The 16,082-nt window shown below is 52.9% G+C and carries 16 protein-coding genes; 12 read left to right on the top strand and 4 right to left on the bottom strand.

What is annotated here, in order from left to right:
- Nucleotides 1-17 precede the first annotated feature (17 nt).
- The 3 genes from M2277_RS18195 to M2277_RS18205 all read right to left on the bottom strand — a co-directional run bounded on the left by M2277_RS18195 (nt 18) and on the right by M2277_RS18205 (nt 2,798).
- The gene (locus M2277_RS18195) at nt 18-1,121 is read right to left on the bottom strand and encodes a sensor histidine kinase (protein ID WP_280755300.1); all 1,104 of its coding nucleotides are present in this window, start codon (nt 1,119-1,121) and stop codon (nt 18-20) included.
- Nucleotides 1,114-1,809, bottom strand: coding sequence for a response regulator transcription factor (locus tag M2277_RS18200; RefSeq protein WP_006207010.1), 696 nt, complete (start codon nt 1,807-1,809; stop codon nt 1,114-1,116). Before M2277_RS18200 ends, M2277_RS18195 begins: the two co-directional genes overlap by 8 nt.
- A gap of 128 nt (nt 1,810-1,937) precedes the next feature.
- On the bottom strand, nt 1,938-2,798 hold the full coding sequence (locus M2277_RS18205; RefSeq protein WP_280755301.1) for a D-alanyl-D-alanine carboxypeptidase family protein: 861 nt from the start codon (nt 2,796-2,798) through the stop codon (nt 1,938-1,940).
- 349 nt (nt 2,799-3,147) lie between these two features.
- On the opposite strand from M2277_RS18205, the gene M2277_RS18210 reads away from it, so the two are divergent.
- From M2277_RS18210 to M2277_RS18260, 11 genes are all read left to right on the top strand, one after another.
- Nucleotides 3,148-3,543, top strand: a complete 396-nt coding sequence (locus M2277_RS18210) for a Fur family transcriptional regulator (protein ID WP_036640081.1) — start codon at nt 3,148-3,150, stop codon at nt 3,541-3,543.
- On the top strand, nt 3,519-4,337 hold the full coding sequence (locus M2277_RS18215; protein WP_006207006.1) for a winged helix-turn-helix domain-containing protein: 819 nt from the start codon (nt 3,519-3,521) through the stop codon (nt 4,335-4,337). Before M2277_RS18210 ends, M2277_RS18215 begins: the two co-directional genes overlap by 25 nt.
- Nucleotides 4,338-4,513: 176 nt before the next feature.
- Nucleotides 4,514-5,974: a catalase gene (locus M2277_RS18220; protein WP_006207005.1), complete on the top strand. Its 1,461-nt coding sequence runs from the start codon at nt 4,514-4,516 to the stop codon at nt 5,972-5,974.
- 387 nt (nt 5,975-6,361) lie between these two features.
- Nucleotides 6,362-7,177, top strand: coding sequence for a uroporphyrinogen-III synthase (locus M2277_RS18225; RefSeq protein WP_076150737.1), 816 nt, complete (start codon nt 6,362-6,364; stop codon nt 7,175-7,177).
- Nucleotides 7,178-7,284: 107 nt separating this feature from the next.
- Complete coding sequence (locus tag M2277_RS18230; RefSeq protein ID WP_006207003.1) at nt 7,285-7,923, top strand: ThuA domain-containing protein; 639 nt, start codon at nt 7,285-7,287, stop codon at nt 7,921-7,923.
- 35 nt (nt 7,924-7,958) lie between these two features.
- Nucleotides 7,959-8,657 carry a response regulator transcription factor gene (locus M2277_RS18235; RefSeq protein WP_063478040.1) on the top strand — a complete coding sequence of 233 codons (699 nt, stop codon included), beginning with the start codon at nt 7,959-7,961 and terminating at the stop codon, nt 8,655-8,657.
- Complete coding sequence (locus M2277_RS18240; protein ID WP_063478039.1) at nt 8,654-10,006, top strand: sensor histidine kinase; 1,353 nt, start codon at nt 8,654-8,656, stop codon at nt 10,004-10,006. Before M2277_RS18235 ends, M2277_RS18240 begins: the two co-directional genes overlap by 4 nt.
- A gap of 82 nt (nt 10,007-10,088) precedes the next feature.
- The gene (locus M2277_RS18245) at nt 10,089-10,721 is read left to right on the top strand and encodes a PepSY domain-containing protein (RefSeq protein ID WP_280755302.1); all 633 of its coding nucleotides are present in this window, start codon (nt 10,089-10,091) and stop codon (nt 10,719-10,721) included.
- A gap of 119 nt (nt 10,722-10,840) precedes the next feature.
- The gene (locus tag M2277_RS18250; protein ID WP_148248638.1) at nt 10,841-11,464 is read left to right on the top strand and encodes a PepSY domain-containing protein; all 624 of its coding nucleotides are present in this window, start codon (nt 10,841-10,843) and stop codon (nt 11,462-11,464) included.
- Nucleotides 11,465-11,724: 260 nt separating this feature from the next.
- Entirely contained in the window at nt 11,725-12,042 is a 318-nt protein-coding gene (locus tag M2277_RS18255; RefSeq protein ID WP_006207000.1) for a phasin family protein, read from the top strand.
- Nucleotides 12,043-13,713, top strand: coding sequence for an ABC1 kinase family protein (locus M2277_RS18260; RefSeq protein ID WP_006206999.1), 1,671 nt, complete (start codon nt 12,043-12,045; stop codon nt 13,711-13,713). It begins immediately after the preceding gene.
- A 1-nt stretch (nt 13,714) separates the two neighbouring features.
- Here the strand turns inward: M2277_RS18260 and M2277_RS18265 are convergent, their stop codons facing one another.
- Nucleotides 13,715-14,284 (bottom strand): hypothetical protein, encoded by a 570-nt coding sequence (locus M2277_RS18265; RefSeq protein WP_280755303.1) that lies wholly within the window; start codon nt 14,282-14,284, stop codon nt 13,715-13,717.
- A gap of 204 nt (nt 14,285-14,488) precedes the next feature.
- Here M2277_RS18265 and M2277_RS18270 point away from each other — a divergent pair, with 204 nt between their 5' ends.
- Complete coding sequence (locus tag M2277_RS18270; RefSeq protein ID WP_280755304.1) at nt 14,489-16,042, top strand: DEAD/DEAH box helicase; 1,554 nt, start codon at nt 14,489-14,491, stop codon at nt 16,040-16,042.
- Nucleotides 16,043-16,082 lie beyond the last annotated feature (40 nt).

The following is a 16,082-nucleotide window of genomic DNA, read 5'->3' on the forward strand; positions in this document are numbered from 1 at the left end:
GTCGAATATTAATTGTTTTATTTGTTAATTTCAGGAGCCTGTAGCGGCAGTCGGACTTCGAACATTGTAAGTTCCGTGCTGCTGGTTACCTGAATCGTGCCGTGATGGGCGTCGACGATGGTTTTCACGATGGCTAAACCCAGTCCTGAGCCGCCGGTTTGATCCGTGCGCGATTCGTCGGCCCGGTAGAATCGCTCGAACAGGTGGGGGATGGCATGCTGAGGGATCGGAGGGCCATAATTGATCACCTGCACGATAGCAACCTTCGGTTCCCGGGATACTTTCAAATCCACCCTTCCGGCATCCCGCCCATGCCGCACTGCATTGGACAGCAGGTTCTCGAAGGTACGCATCAGTTTATCCCCGTCCGAGGAGATCATGATTTTCTCCGTAGCGGGCGTGAATACCACCTGCACCTTCTCATGCTGTCCCGTTAATGAAAAATCCACGGCCAATTGCCCGAGCAGCTCCACCAAATTAATATCGACCCGATTGATCGGAGAATAGCCCATGCGGGTGTATTCAAACAAATCGCTGACGAGACCGCCCAGACGCAGCGATTTATCGTAGGCGATATCGGTGTAATAACGGAGTTCGACTTCATCCTTGTAACGATCCTCTTTCACCAGTCGCAAGTACCCGATGATGGAAGTGAGCGGGGTGCGCAGATCATGGGAGACGTTGCTGATGAGCTCGTTCTTGGACTGTACCGCCATGCGTTCTTCTGCCAGTGATAGTTTGAGCTGCTTGGCCATTTGATTGATTTGCTTGGCCATTTGGCCCAGCTCGTCATTCGATCTGATGAGAATTTCCTGGTCCAGTTCTCCCTTTGCCAACCGTTTCATTCCCTCCATTAGCTGGTTAATTTGACGAATGGTCCCTTGACTAAGGAGCAGTACAATGCAGATAAACAGTACAATGCCAACCATCGTTGCAACAATCGGAAACCCGAAGAAATTCTCCAGGAGACGATCCACACTAAAGAGAGCGGCTACCATTGGTTCCCGCCAATAATCCCGCCCGATCAATCGTATGATCTGCTGAGCGATAAACAACATGATCAGGGTGAGGCCTCCGCTGACCAAGAACAGCATGATGATTTTCCACTGCAGCTTACGCATGGATTTTGTACCCGACGCCCCATACGGTTTGGATCAGCTTGTAACCGAGCTCCTTCTCAAGCTTGTCCCGCAGGTTGCTGATGTGAACCATGACCGTGTTGTTGGATACGTAGTATTTCTCCTTCCAGACCTGCTGAAATATATCCTCGGCGCTGAAGATTCTTCCTGGTTGACGGGCCAGCAAGTACAGGATCTCAAATTCCCTTGCCGTCAGGGAAACCGATCTGCCATTGGCGGTGACTTCATGTGTGGTCCGGTTGATATCGAGTCCGTCAATCTGGATGCGGTCGGTGTGTCCCTGCTGAAGCTCGGTATTGTACTGCGTGGAACGCCGCAGCAGTGTTTTGACACGTGTGGTCAGTTCCAGCGGATTGAAGGGTTTAATCATATAGTCATCGGCGCCCGTCATCAGCCCCAGGATCTTATCCATATCCTCGCTCTTGGCGCTCAGCATCAGGATAGGGATGGACGAGGTTTCCCGAATCCTGCGGCAGGTGTCGATTCCGTTCAGCCTGGGCATCATGACATCCAGGATGACGAGGTCCACCGTGCCTTCGTTCGTTGCCATGGCCAGCAGCGCTTCTTCCCCGTCATGGGCCTGAATAACGCGGTATCCTTCATTCTCCAGATAGATGGAGATCAGCCCGGATATTTCTTTATCATCGTCTACAATCAATACACTTCTCATCGGTATCCTCCATTAAATCACCCATTAAAGTCTAAACTTTCCTAATAAACAGTGTACCCTAAAATAAGCCCGCACAGCTTAGATTTCACTCCGATGCGTCTTTAGGTTGGATATGAGTCAAGGGCCATTTAATTAAAAAGGAGGGATAGGAGATTCGAAAACATGCCTTGACGCTCGAAGCCGTAATTCATCAGCTTCCGGGTTTCCGTGAACCGCTGATCCGTGCTCTCGGTTCCCATCACGACAGAGATCAACCGATTCCCTCCCCGCGCTGCGGTACCGGTAAAACAATAGCCGGCTGAGCTCGTATAACCGGTCTTGAAGCCGTCATTGCCCACATAGCCGTGCGCTTCGCCTGGCAGCATAAGATTGGTGGTATGCAGGGTAAGGTCCTTCTGCGGCAGCGGAAAATCCCGTTGGCTGGTGACTTCAAGCAGATCAGGGTGTTTATTCATGATCCAGCGGGCCAGCATGGCCGAGTCTCTGGCGGTCATGATGGTCTCTCCTTCGGTGGCCGCTTCCGCAAACGAAGCCAGATCGGCAGCAGGCAGCCCCGAAGCATTGGCAAATACGGTACGGTCGGAAAGACCGATTTCCTTCGCCCGGGCATTCATTTCCTTCACAAACTGTGTCTCCGACCCTTTTAGATGTTCGGCAATGGCCACCGCGGCATCATTGGCTGAATGAATAATGAGCGCCTGGAACAATTGTGTCAGGGTGTAAGACTCCCCTTCGACCATGCCAATACCCGAACCCGGCACTCCTGCAGCGTAACGACTGATGGATACCTCCTCGTCCCAAGCATGCTGTCCGGAACGGACAGCATCAAGCACCAGCAGCTCGGTCATCATTTTGGACATGCTTGCAGGGGGAAGTGGAAGATCGGCATGCTGGGCATAGAGCACCCGGCCCGTCTCGGCATGAATCAGGATGGCTGAGCTGGCTTTAATGGAAGGGGGAATAATTACCCTTGTTATGTACACCGCCATAAGAATAACGACAAACAACAGAAGCAGCAGGCGAGACGGGCGCGTCCATTGCGGCGTTTTGCCCGGTTGCTCTGCCGTCTGTTTGTTTCCTGCCGGGGTGGTTCGGATGTGGATGAAGGTTTATAGGGATGCTTGGCAACGGATTCCATGGCTGTATATCGACTCCTTTAACTGGCTGTTATTTGCATTAACATCTATGTTTCTAGTCTATCCATACAAGCTAAAGGAATTTTTAACGGAATCTAAAGAAATCTTAAAGATTACCAGCGGCATTTTCAGCGGCGGATATTGACCTTGAGATGAATAAGATTTATACTTGATCTAAAAATAAATTAAAAGGGTGAATACCTTGAGATCTTTAAATCTGACGACACAACGCCAAGCAGTATACGATGTCCTTCGGGAATCGCATGATCATCCGACAGCTGCGGATATCATGAACCGACTGGTGGAGAAAGGATATAATCTTGCATACGGGACCGTTTATAATTCCCTGCGTTATCTGACGGATAAACAGCTGATCCGAGAGTTGAAGCTTGGGGAGAGCGCAAGCCGATACGATGCCCGTACAGACGAACACCAGCACATTATTTGTGAAGTATGCGGAAAAGTCGACGAAGTCATGACGGAGGTGCCGGAGGATTGGGCGGCTACCGTGGCTGGCGAAACCAGCTATGTGATCCATCATGCTCACGTCGTATTCGGGGGGGTGTGTCCAGAATGCCAAATCAAACGGAAGAAATGATGGAGCCGGGAACGGTCTATCCGTTTCCGGAATGGAAATCCGGCAATCTGTTTGTTCGTCCGACGGCCGCTATGGCGATTGGCGATGCTTGTCCTACAACGCTGCGGGCCGCGTTATTGAGCCGTTCTCCAGGGCGGGTTCATGAAATGTTCATTACGCTGACGGACAACTGCTTTGAGGTGATGATGTTCCGAAAATGGGAACCGCGCCTGCAATCGGCTCTGAATACAGGACTGATCATTGCCGATATGACGGGCTGCCGGAATATGGCGGCATTCAACAAGGAGAAGGAGCTTCTGCTTCCCGAACGATCCTCCATTCCGATTCTGTACCTCGTGGGCGAGGAGCTGATGAGCAATGCAGGCTCAAGCCTGCTCGATGAAGAGCTTATGGTATGGCCTGCCCGCTCCAAGGATACGATGATGTATCAGGTACAGCGGACGATTCGATTGTTCTCACCCGCTGCGGGTTTGCCTGGAGAAGAGGAAGCTGTACGCGGTTTGGTGTACAAGGACTTATCGATTGATCGGGATAAAATGACCATTCACCGCGGAAGCACCCCCATTCACTTGACCAAGACAGAGTATCATTTGCTGATGCTGATGCTGGACAGCGAAGGGGCCGTCTGCACGCGTGAGGATCTGATGTGCAAGATTTGGGATACGGACTTTATGGGCGGCAGCAATGTGGTGGATGTCCATATCAAAAGCTTGCGTAAAAAGCTGAGCGACAATGCGGGAGCCCCGCGCTATATTGCAACAGTTAGAGGAGTGGGATACCGCCTGGCGGATTAATCCCCTCTTTTTTTTGCGTGCCTTCACGGTCTTTTCCAGCGTTCATCTGAACTTCATATAAGGATCATATAACACTCATGCGACAATCATGATCTGCTGGATTCTCCGATGATACAATCATCTCATAAATTTAGATTCAGTCTAAAATCAATTATAGAGATGATGGAGGTTCATACATGGACAGATTAACAACCAACCAAGGGGCTCCTGTAGGAGATAACCAAAATTCGAAAACGGCTGGCCGCCGCGGACCGACGCTGCTTGAGGATTATCATCTGATCGAAAAAATCGCCCATTTCGACCGTGAACGGATTCCGGAGCGTGTCGTTCACGCTCGCGGTGCAGGGGCGCACGGCGTGTTTGTGGTCGAGAATGATATGAAGGCTTATACCAGAGCTGCATTCCTGCAGGAAATTGGTCAGGAAACACCTGTCCTTGTGCGTTTCTCAACGGTTATCCATGGAACAGGATCACCGGAGACCGCTCGTGATCCACGCGGTTTTGCCGTGAAGTTCTACACGGAAGAAGGAAACTACGACATTGTGGGCAATCACCTCCCGGTCTTCTTTATCCGGGACGCCATTAAATTCCCGGATATGGTGCATTCCCTGAAACCTTCGCCCGAGAGCAATATTCAAGAGGCCGGCCGCTACTGGGATTTCATGACGCTGTCACCGGAATCCACGCATATGATGACTTGGCTGTTCTCGGATCATGGTACACCGGCAAATTATCGCGAGCTTGACGGCTTTGGTGTGCATTCCTTCAAGTGGGTCAATGGTGAAGGCAAAGTAACGTACATCAAATATAAGTGGGAATCCGTGCAAGGGGTAAGAACGCTGGATGTGGATCAAGCGGGTGAGGTGCAGGGCAAGGACTTCAATCATGCCACCCGTGATCTGCGCGAACATATCGAAAATGGTGATTTTCCGAAGTGGCGCCTGCAGGTGCAGCTGATGTCCCCCGATGAGATGGACGATTTGTCCTTTGATGCGCTGGATCCTACCAAGACCTGGCCGGAGGATCGCTTCCCATTCATCACCGTAGGTACGATGACACTAAACCGCAACCCGCAGAACTACTTTGCCGAGGTAGAGCAGGCCGCTTTCTCTCCAAGCGCTTTGGTGCCGGGTATTGAGCCATCCGAGGATAAATTGCTGCAAGGCCGCTTGTTCTCTTACCCGGATACGCAGCGTCATCGACTGGGACCGAATTATTTGCAGCTTCCGATCAACTGCCCGTACGCACCTGTGCGTAATCATCAGCGCGACGGCTTCATGAACGTGAAGCAGGATCCGTCACCGGTCAATTATGAGCCGAACAGTTATACAACGGGTCCTGTGGAAGACCCGTCGGTCCGCGAGAGCGAAGCTCCATTGACGGGGAGCGTTGTTCGTCAGCGCATCGAGAAAACGGATGATTTCACGCAAGCCGGTGAATTGTACCGTTCGTTTACGCAGCAGCAGAAGGACCATTTACTTCGCAATCTGATTGACGACCTGAGCCAGGTCAAATCCGATATCCAGCTGCGAGCCGTATGCAACTTCTACCGTGCAGACGCCGAATATGGCGCGAAACTCGCGGCAGGACTCGGCGTGGACCTGAGCGGATTTATCCCGGGCAGTCAGCAGAAGTAAGGCAAGAACAACCGATAGGAGCCTCCATCTTGTTCCCGCTGTGCAGGGTGGAGGCCTTTATATAAACGGTGATCCGAGATCACCAGCCAAGAGGGGTACCCGTGTTACAATGGGTACCCCTCTATTTGAATCCATTCCAATTTACGTTCTGAATGAACACGTACAGGATGATGGCCGGCTTCATACACCGGCTGCATTCTATGACATGGGTCTTGGGTTCCTTTCGTTATGGTCGCAGGTTTAGTAAAGGGAGATTTGGAAGAATAAGACCAAAGTGGCTTTATCTATAGGGTCAGGGCCTTTATACTGGAGTCAATACTAGATACTATAAGCTGTACTAAATTAACGGATGCACAGGCAAGAATTTAAGAGAGCGAGGCATATAAGATGGCACAGCATATGAAGGATCGGATCGTAGCCTTGGCCGGCCCGCGTAAAGCGGCAGACATGGCCAAGCTGGTGGAGAAGATGGGAGGAACCGCACTGCTTCGTCCGGCGCAGGGAACTGTGTTTTTGGATGATGAAGTGCTGCGCAGCTCTATCGAGGCTTGGCTCAAGGCGCCTGCGCCGTGGGCGATCTTTACGACAGGAATCGGCCTGGAGGCCATTTATGATATGGCAGAACAGATGGGCCTTATGGATACATTGAATGAAACGATGCAGCACACCTTCATTGCGGCAAGAGGGTACAAAACCGCAAATGCGCTGAAAAAACGCGGTCTCGCGCCCGTTGTCAGAGATGATGACGGCAGTACGGCCGGTCTCATCCGGTCACTCGAGCCGCATGATTTCACAGGCAAGCGTGTCATTCTGCAGCTTCATGGCGAGTCGGCGCCCAAGCTGGTGGAGTGGCTCGAAGGCCGCGGCGCGGCGGTTGAGCAGATTCTGCCGTATCAGCATATTCCACCGCTTGAGGAAGACATTTCGCAGCTTGTCGATGAAATCATCGGTGGCAAGGTCCATGCCGTTGCTTTTACCAGTGCACCCCAGTTTCGTTTTTTAGCTGATTATGCCCGTGCCCATGGCAAGCTGGAGGCGGTGCTGGAGGCATTCCGCGGACCTGTCCTGGCAGCGGCTGTAGGGAAGGTTACAGCCCAGGGGCTGCGTGAGGAAGGCATTGAACGCATGGTGGTTCCGGAGGAGGAGCGGATGGGCAGCATGATGGTGACGCTTGGCCGCTACTTTGCTCAAAATCAAGAATAATGTCATGATATAGAATGGGAGCTGGCAAGATTAGCTTCCATTCCGGCTTCTGATGCATGTTTTCGGAGGATCATGTGAAATATGGAGTAGTAAAAGGAGGATGACCAATGGATAAGAAAAAAGCATTGCTGCTCGGCAGCTATACCCACCCGAAGTTTCATCCGCTGCAAGGCATCGATAAACAAATGACGCATCTGCTGAATGATATGTTCACCGTGCAGTGCACGGAAAATCATAAAATGCTTCATGAGAGCAATCTGTACCCTTATGAGTTATGCATCGCCTACAGCGATTTGTGGGACGAGCGCGTCTCCCCCCGGCAGACCGCCGGCTTGCTGTCCTATGTAAGCGGAGGCGGTGGATTGCTTGTCATTCATAACGGGGTGACGCTGGCTAACCGGTATGAGCTGGCCCAGCTGATCGGCGCCCGGTTTGACGGACACCCGCCAATGGAGAAGCTGTATTTTGTCCCCGGGGAGACCGAACACGATATTACGGAAGGCATGGAGCCTTTTGTGCTGGATGAGGAGCCTTACCGCTTCATATTTGATCCCTTCACCGAGAAAACGGTGCTGCTGCATTATGAATTCGAAGGGAAGCAGTGGCCTGCTGCCTGGTGTCATACGTATGGCATCGGACGCGTGGTATTCCTGATGCCGGGTCACCATGAGCCGTCCTTTCTCCAGCCACAGCTGCGGCTCATGATCACGCAGGCAGCGAAGTGGGCTGCACGTGTTCCAGGTTAAATGATTTCGTGAGGATATCGGTGGGAGGGACGCGCGTGAGCGGGAAGATTTTAATTGTAGAGGATGAAGTGAAAATATCCCGCTTGCTTGAAATCGAGCTGGAGAGTGAAGGTTATCAAGTGACCAAGGCGGATAACGGACTGGATGCGCTGGAGGCTTACCGCAGTCAGGACGTGGATTTGATATTGCTGGACGTCATGCTGCCGGGGATGAGCGGGATCGAGCTGCTTCGCCGGATTCGTGCGCATGATACGTACACGGCCGTGCTGCTGCTGACTGCCAAGAGCTCTGTTGAGGATAAAGTGTCAGGGCTTGATCTTGGAGCCAACGATTATATTACGAAGCCGTTTCAGATCGAAGAGCTGCTGGCGCGGATTCGTGCGGCATTGCGGCTTCAGGGGGCCCAGCATTCGGCAGAGCAGTCAGACGGGGAGTGGCTTACGGCTGCGGACCTGAAATTGAATGAAGGCACGCGTGAAGTCATTCGCGATGAACGAAGAATGGATCTGACGCCGCGCGAATTCGACCTGCTCGTATACTTGCTGAAGAACAAACGGCAGGTGCTGAATCGCGAGCAGATTCTTGCCGCCGTATGGGGATATGATTACTACGGCGATACCAACGTCGTTGATGTATACATACGCTATGTCCGCAAAAAAATCGATCAGGACGGCAAGCCGGAGCTGATTCACACCGTTCGCGGTGTCGGCTATGTGCTGAAAGATACCCCATGAAGCTGAGCAGCAAAATCCACCTCTATTCGTCGGTGCTGATGGCTGTCATCCTGATTGTCATGAATTTATGCATCTATTATGTGTTCAGCAAAATGTCGCTGGACAGCCAGCTGAAACAGGCGGAGGTTGAGGCGTCCAGCATAGCCCGGGGCATGGCACATTCAGCCGCTGCCATTCCCGTCGGTGATTTGCTGCGAAGCTATGTACCAGCTGACGGGAAGATTCAATTCGTCCCGGCGGACAGCAAGGTCAAATCTCCGTTTGTGACCTCCTCCGGCGAGGAGATGGAAGGGCTCAAGCTGCCGTATAACACCAATAAGCAGGTAAAGCAGATTTCGTATGAAGGCATGCGTTACGTGATGGTTTCCATGCCGGTGATTTGGAGTGACGGGGCTGTTTACAACATCCAAATTTCCCGCAGCTTGGCCGCAACGATGGAGACGCTGCAGGCACTCCGAATCGTACTGGTGGCTGTAACCGCCATAGGGCTTGTCCCGATCGTGGTTTCTACGCGGGTGCTGGGGAGATTGATCATGCAGCCGATCACCGGCTTGATCCATACGATGAAGGATATTCGTCAAAGCGGCCGCTTCCGGCGAATCGAGCTGAAGGAGAAATCGAAGGACGAGCTGGTTGAGATGGGCGCTGCGTTTAACGACATGATTACGCTGCTGGAGAGCAATCACGCCAAGCAGGAGCAATTTGTATCCAACGCTTCCCATGAGCTGAAGACACCTCTGACCATTATTGAGAGTTACGCAAGCTTGTTGAAGCGTCGTGGAATGGATCGGCCCGAATTGTTCATGGAGTCGGTCGAAGCGATTCACTCTGAGGCCATTCGAATGAAGGAAATGACGGAGCAGCTGCTGCTGCTTGCCCGCAATCAGGAGCAGTGGCAAGTCGAGATGGAGCAGGTGGATCTTGTTGCATTGTCGGAGTCCTCGGCGCGTGCTTTTCGCGATGCCTACAATCGCACGGTGGAGATTAAAGCCGATGGTGAGGTTCTCGGCTGGACAGACAGCCGCAGGCTGAAGCAGCTCCTATTCATTCTGCTGGATAATGCGCGTAAATATAGTGACGAGCATATGATCATCGAGATTGGGAACCAATCATCCGAAGCCTATATCCGGGTTATCGACCGCGGAATCGGAATAACCAAAGACGAGCTGGAGCATGTGTTTGACCGCTTCTACCGGGTGGACGAGGCCCGCGGCCGCCGCGGCGGAGGGGCGGGGCTCGGCTTGTCCCTAGCGAAGGATATCGCAGCAGCCATCTCTGCCGTTGTGGAGCTGGACAGCCTGCCTGGCGTGGGCACAACAGCCACGATTCGCATGAGGGCCTCCCAATAGAAGAAAAGCACCCTTTTCTCATCGAATTCTAACCAAACTGCGCTATACTGACGGAAAAGACGAATGTGTCCGAGGTGATTATATGCGTAAAAAAGTCAGTTTGCTGCTGGGTGTCGTTCTCGTGGTGGCTGTTATGATCATTGTGAATGCGGTCTGGAGTCCGTTCAGCCGTTCGACGGAGGCCATGTCACAGGCTGAAGCCGTTCGTGGGGTATTGGAGCAATACCAGGGCGGTGAAATTATAAAAGCATCCCTGGAAGGTGAGGTGTACCGGATGGAGCTTCAATCGGATACCGGAAAGTACGAGCTGACAGTGGATGCTCGTAACGGGGACATCGTGTCCATCAAACCACTGAACCAAGCGGAAGTGAAGCCGGAGCCGGTTGAACCCGTGCAGCCACCGGATCAGGATAACCCCCCCAAGCCGGGAGAGAACGGTGGGGAGGGAACAACAGACGGCGAAAGCGGAAACGGTACAGGGATCAACAACCCCGAGCCGCCTAAAACGATGATTACCAAAGAACAGGCGACCAAACTCTCCTTAGGGAAGGTAGCGGGAACGGTTGAAGACGTGGAGTATCGCGAGAGCAAGAGCAGCCGTTACTATCTGGTGGAGATTGAGCGGGAAGATGGACGGGAAGCAACCATTCAAGTCCATGCGATTACAGGCGAAATTATGACGATTACATGGGACGACGATGATGACGATGAATAATGAGAGGGTATTTCACATTTTATCATCGTTTTCTAATCTTTCTCTCGGAGTGCTCTCATTTTGAACGTTTATATTAGGTTTGTAGAGATAACCAAGAGAGTATAGAGGAGGCGTAAGATATGAAAAAAGGAACATTGTGGGCAGGTGCGCTGTCCGTGGCAATCGCGGCAAGTGGAGTATACGGTTATAACGCTGTGCAGGCGGCAGGATCAGAAAAGGCCCCGGCAGCGAAAACCCAGGCGGCAGCGAAGCAGCAGCTGATCGGTATGGAGAAGGCAGAGCAGTTGGCACTGGCCGCTGCCAGCGGTAAAGTGGAGAGCATTGATATCGATCGCAAAAAAGGCAAGCTGGTCTATGATGTGGAGATCCAGCAGAAAAACCGGGATGTGGATGTATGGATTGATGCCTACACAGGCAAATCCCTCGGTGTTCGGGTAGACCAGGACGATGATGATAATGACCGCGACAACATTCCCGCCAATCTGATTGGTGCCGGCAAGGCTTCTGCTATTGCAGTCCAACATGTTAAGGGCGGGACTGCTGTGGAAGTGGATTTGGACCAAGATGATGGAAAATGGGTGTATGACGTTGAAGTCAAGACAGCCAAAGGGTCGTCTGAGGTAGAAGTTCATGCCGTCAGCGGCAAAGTGATCAAGGCAGAGAATGAGAAGCATGACGACCACCATGACCGGGATCATGATGATGATCGTGACGATAACGATAACGATCGTGATGACGACTAAGCCGTTTTTCATCCTCACGGAATAGATGCATAAACGAACAGGCGGGGGTATGGTTTCCCCCGCCTGTTCGCTTTTTTCATGATGGCACCTGAATGGTCGTTCTGTTCATCTGAAACCAAGATGCCCTCATATTTAGAGTGAAATCAGGGGAAATTGATAAGGAAGCTTCTCTATACTTATGAAGGCAAGTCCAAGGATAGATGTTTTTGCCAGCATTACAGGTTATAATGGAACCAGACAACGACCGGGAGGGATATACCTTGAGTGATCTTTTTAAAAAAGCAATCTCGTTAGGATTGGGCCTTACCGTAGTCAGCAAGGAAAAAGTAGAGAAAGTCGTGGATGATTTGGTTAAACGCGGGGAGCTTGCTCCTGCGGAGTCCAAGGCACTTGTGAACCGTCTCGTGGAACGCGGCGAAGAAGAGCAGTCGCAGATCAAGACGTATATTTATGAACAGGTGCAGCGTGTATTGTCCGAGCTGGACGTACCTAAAGAGAGTGATGTCGCCAGCCTGGAACAGCGCATTGCCGCTCTGGAGAAGAAGGTCGTAGAACTGGAAGGATCGCAGCAGGAATAGATGGCGGTCCGAATCCGACATGCCGGACGTTACCGGGAAATCGCCATGGCGCTCATGCGTCATGGCTTTGGCTATATGGTGGAGGAGATGGGACTGTTTCATGTCCTGTCGCTGCCGGTCCGCTGGAGTTCCAGGGAGCAGCCGGAGACCATCACCTTAGGGGAACGCATCCGGCGGGTGCTTGAGGATCTTGGGCCGGCATTTGTGAAGCTTGGCCAACTGGCGAGTACAAGATCCGACCTGCTGCCAGACCATATTATCCAGGAATTGGTCAAGCTGCAGGAGCGGGTTCCTCCTTTTTCTTCTGCCAGCGCGCGGGAGCTGATTGAGCAAGAATGGGGAATGCCGATTGACGACGTATTGAGTGAGTTTGAAGAGAAGCCGCTGGCTGCTGCCTCGATTGGGCAGGTTCATGCCGGGAGGCTGAAGTCTGGAGAATGGGTAGCGATCAAAGTTCAGCGGCCGGGCGTAGCCCGAATGATCGGCCGTGACTTGGAGATATTACGGGATTTAATCTCGATTGCCGAGCGTCACTGGGAATGGGTCAAGCTGTACCGGGTGGACCGGATTGTTGACGAATTTGCCAGAGCCATGATGGCAGAGCTGGATTACAGCCATGAGGCCCGAAATGCAGAGAAGGTTGCATCGCAGATGACGGAGCATGAATTTATCCGCATTCCGCGGATTTATTGGGAGTACACGTCATCGAAGGTGCTGATGATGGAGTATGCGGAGGGTCTTACGTTAAGCCGGCGGCAGGAGATTGTAGCCAAGGGACATGATCTGAAGGCTATCGCGGAGCATCTGATAGACGGCATGCTGCAGCAGATTTTTCTTGAAGGGTTCTTTCATGCGGACCCTCATCCCGGGAATCTGCTCGTCCGAGAGGACGGGAAGCTGGTTTTTCTGGATTTCGGGCTGGTCGGACAGCTCAGTGAGAGTATGAGGGATCATCTGTCCGGACTCATTATTGCGCTGATGCGGCGGAACTCGGAAGGGATGATCCGGGCAATTTCCAGAATGGGTTTGATCCCGGAGGATTGTGATATGGACTCCCTGCGGTCCGATATGGACCGGCTGCGGGGAGAATATTATGATGTTCCATTCTCCCAAGTGCGTATCGGCAAGGCGCTGACGGATTTGTTTGCCGTAGCTCAGCGCCATCAGATTATGCTGCCTCCGGATCTGACACTGCTGGGCAAATCATTGCTGACGCTTGAAGGGGTCATCGAGATGCTGGATCCGAATCTCAGCATTATCGATATGGCGGAGCCTTTTGGACGAAAGCTATTGAAGAAGCGGTATAATACCCGCCGAATCGGCAGGAAGGTGCTGGATGGGGTAGCGGGTCTTGCGGAGAGTTTGCTTGATCTGCCTGGACAGGCCAGACAGCTGTCGGCTCTGATCAGCAAAGGGAAGCTGCGGGTGGAGATCAGCGTTCCGGAGCTGCAAGCGCTGATGCGCAAGCTGGATCAGATCAGTAACCGGCTGTCTTTCAGCATTGTACTTCTCGCTTTCAGCATTATTATGGTTGGCTTGATTATCGGTTCGTCACTCAGCCGGGAGCCGATGATGCTGTGGAGCTTCCCGGTAATCGAAGTCGGATTCATTGTAGCCCTGCTCATGGTCGCATGGCTGCTGTATGCGATATTCAAATCCGGCAGGTTCTAGCCTAGCCGGCAGATTCGGCTCTGGCTCGCTTGCGCTGCTGCACCCAGGTTTGGACCCCGATCAGGATCCACTCAATCAGGTGGAAGAACAGCGCAATGAACAGCGATTGCAGCCAGCCTCCGATCGGAATGGCCGGTATCAGCAGGGACACGATGTATAGCAGAACCGTATCGAATGCAATCGTAACGGCTTGCTTGATATAGATGGAGGCGTCCTTGCGAAGGAGCAGCCGCAGCAAGGCGATGACCAATGGGTGAATAAGGCTCTCGAAGATCAGGAATCCGATCAGAACGATGAGCGAGAAGCCCAGCAATACGCCATTGCTGTCGAAGGCAAGGGTGTCGCCGGATCCCGCTGGGTCGGGCAATGGGAACCATCCCGCATATAACATAGCGAAGAGCTCAAGCGGTATAATAATGAAGGCTGACAACAGCGGGATAAGCCACAGCTTCTTACGGAAGGGAACATGGGGCTCCCCGTCACGCCGCGATATGTAATTGATCATCAGATTGATAAGGCCGAACAGGATCAGCAAGATGAGTGCTGTCAGGATGAGCTGTACGTTGTTCATTTCGGAGCACCTCCTCGCTTAGTGTAAACTGGATATCTATATGTTGACATTACCAAAGTCAGGGACGTTTGTCAGTTTCTTTACAACTAGAACGATTCCGAAGGACATTTTGTTGGGACTAATGCAGGTTATGCGTGATATCCAGCCAAACCAGTATAGAAGATAAACGCAACAGATGCTAAAAAATTAAATGAGGTGGAACGTTTGCCGAACTTTCAACAACTGGGTATTGACGAACAAAGAGTAAGGAAACTGAAGGAGCAGGGAATTACGGTGCCGACTCCGGTGCAACAAGAGAGCATCCCGCTGCTGATCGATGGAAAAGATGTTATCGCCCGGGCACGCACCGGCACCGGGAAGACGCTGGCTTTCATGCTGCCGATTCTGCAGCAGATCGATCCCAAGCGGGCGTATCCGCAGGCGCTCATTATTGCGCCAACGCGAGAGCTGGCATTGCAAATTACGGAAGAAGCCAAGAAGCTCACAGCCGGAGAGCCGGATGGCATTAAGATTCTGGCGGTATATGGCGGGCAGGACGTGGAGAAGCAGCTGCGCAAGCTTGAGGGCGGGCGCCACCTGATCATTGGCACACCGGGACGTCTGCTGGATCATTTACGCCGCGGCACGCTGGAGCTGGGCGGTGTCAAACAGCTGGTGCTGGATGAAGCCGATCAGATGCTGCATATGGGCTTCCTGGATGATGTGGAGGCGCTGATTCACGCACTTCCATATCGGCGTCAGACGATGCTCTTCTCTGCCACGATGCCTGCCGGGGTGAAGCAGCTGGCTGGAAACTATATGAATCAACCGGTTGATATAGTCATTAAAGGAGCCTCCCCGATTCCGCTGGAGCAGATTCAGCAGGTAGTGGTCGAGTGTACGGACCGCTCGAAGCAGGATGCCTTGCGTACGATGATTGAGCAGTATAACCCGTTCCTGGCGATTATCTTCTGCCGGACGAAGCGCAGAGCGAGTATCTTGAATGATGCGCTGCTGGCCCATGGCTACCAGTCGGACGAGCTGCACGGGGACCTGTCCCAGGCGAAGCGGGAAGCGGTGATGAAGCGATTCCGGGATGCCAAGCTGCAGCTGCTGGTGGCAACGGACGTTGCTGCCAGGGGGCTTGACGTGGAAGGCGTTACGCATGTATTTAACTACGACATGCCTCATGATGTCGAGAGTTACATCCATCGCATCGGACGGACCGGACGGGCCGGGGGTAACGGAATGGCGATCACCTTCGCGGCTGGCAAGGACCTTAATGACCTGCAGCGAATTGAAGAAGGAATTTCCCTGCGTTTAAAGCGTGTGCGTTATGACTCTGGTGCTGGCAGCCTTCGGGAAAGCACTGGCGATTCAGGCAGGGATGCAGGCAGACCGAGAAACGCAAGAAGTGTCTCCTCACTCGAATCCGATAATGAACGTGGACAAGGCAGAGGCCGTGCGGATCGTGGGACGGGCTCCGGACGGAGCCGGGGTAACCATTCTGGAAGCGCGCGCGGCGAGCAGAGCCGGGGAAGAGGCGAGTCGTCACGCCGGGATGAGCGTGGAACTGGCCGGGTCAGCAGCCGCGAGGGTCGCGCAGGCGAAGGCCGTGGGCCGTCACAGGCCGGAGTGCGCGGCAGCAGCAGCGGACGCGGGCAATCCAGGACCGAAAGCCGGGGGAGTCAGAACAGTCGCGGTGGTCAAGGCGGTACTCGTAATTCCGAAGGCCGCGGTGCAAGAGGCCAAGGCGGCGGACGGCGCGGCGGGCGTTAAGTACTGAGGGAATTTTTAGGAGAAACCTGTTTCAATTCGG

Source organism: Paenibacillus sp. LBL (genome assembly GCF_029893715.1).
Taxonomy (GTDB): domain Bacteria; phylum Bacillota; class Bacilli; order Paenibacillales; family Paenibacillaceae; genus Paenibacillus_AQ; species Paenibacillus_AQ glucanolyticus.

Excerpts from the sequence above, each read along its gene's own strand:
- M2277_RS18195 (WP_280755300.1), bottom strand. The coding sequence starts at position 1,121 with ATGCGTAAGCTGCAGTGGAAAATCATCATGCTGTTCTTGGTCAGCGGA.
- M2277_RS18200 (WP_006207010.1), bottom strand. The coding sequence starts at position 1,809 with ATGAGAAGTGTATTGATTGTAGACGATGATAAAGAAATATCCGGGCTG.
- M2277_RS18205 (WP_280755301.1), bottom strand. The coding sequence starts at position 2,798 with ATGGCGGTGTACATAACAAGGGTAATTATTCCCCCTTCCATTAAAGCC.
- M2277_RS18215 (WP_006207006.1), top strand. The coding sequence starts at position 3,519 with ATGCCAAATCAAACGGAAGAAATGATGGAGCCGGGAACGGTCTATCCG.
- M2277_RS18220 (WP_006207005.1), top strand. The coding sequence starts at position 4,514 with ATGGACAGATTAACAACCAACCAAGGGGCTCCTGTAGGAGATAACCAA.
- M2277_RS18225 (WP_076150737.1), top strand. The coding sequence starts at position 6,362 with ATGGCACAGCATATGAAGGATCGGATCGTAGCCTTGGCCGGCCCGCGT.
- M2277_RS18230 (WP_006207003.1), top strand. The coding sequence starts at position 7,285 with ATGGATAAGAAAAAAGCATTGCTGCTCGGCAGCTATACCCACCCGAAG.
- M2277_RS18240 (WP_063478039.1), top strand. The coding sequence starts at position 8,654 with ATGAAGCTGAGCAGCAAAATCCACCTCTATTCGTCGGTGCTGATGGCT.
- M2277_RS18245 (WP_280755302.1), top strand. The coding sequence starts at position 10,089 with ATGCGTAAAAAAGTCAGTTTGCTGCTGGGTGTCGTTCTCGTGGTGGCT.
- M2277_RS18250 (WP_148248638.1), top strand. The coding sequence starts at position 10,841 with ATGAAAAAAGGAACATTGTGGGCAGGTGCGCTGTCCGTGGCAATCGCG.
- M2277_RS18260 (WP_006206999.1), top strand. The coding sequence starts at position 12,043 with ATGGCGGTCCGAATCCGACATGCCGGACGTTACCGGGAAATCGCCATG.
- M2277_RS18265 (WP_280755303.1), bottom strand. The coding sequence starts at position 14,284 with ATGAACAACGTACAGCTCATCCTGACAGCACTCATCTTGCTGATCCTG.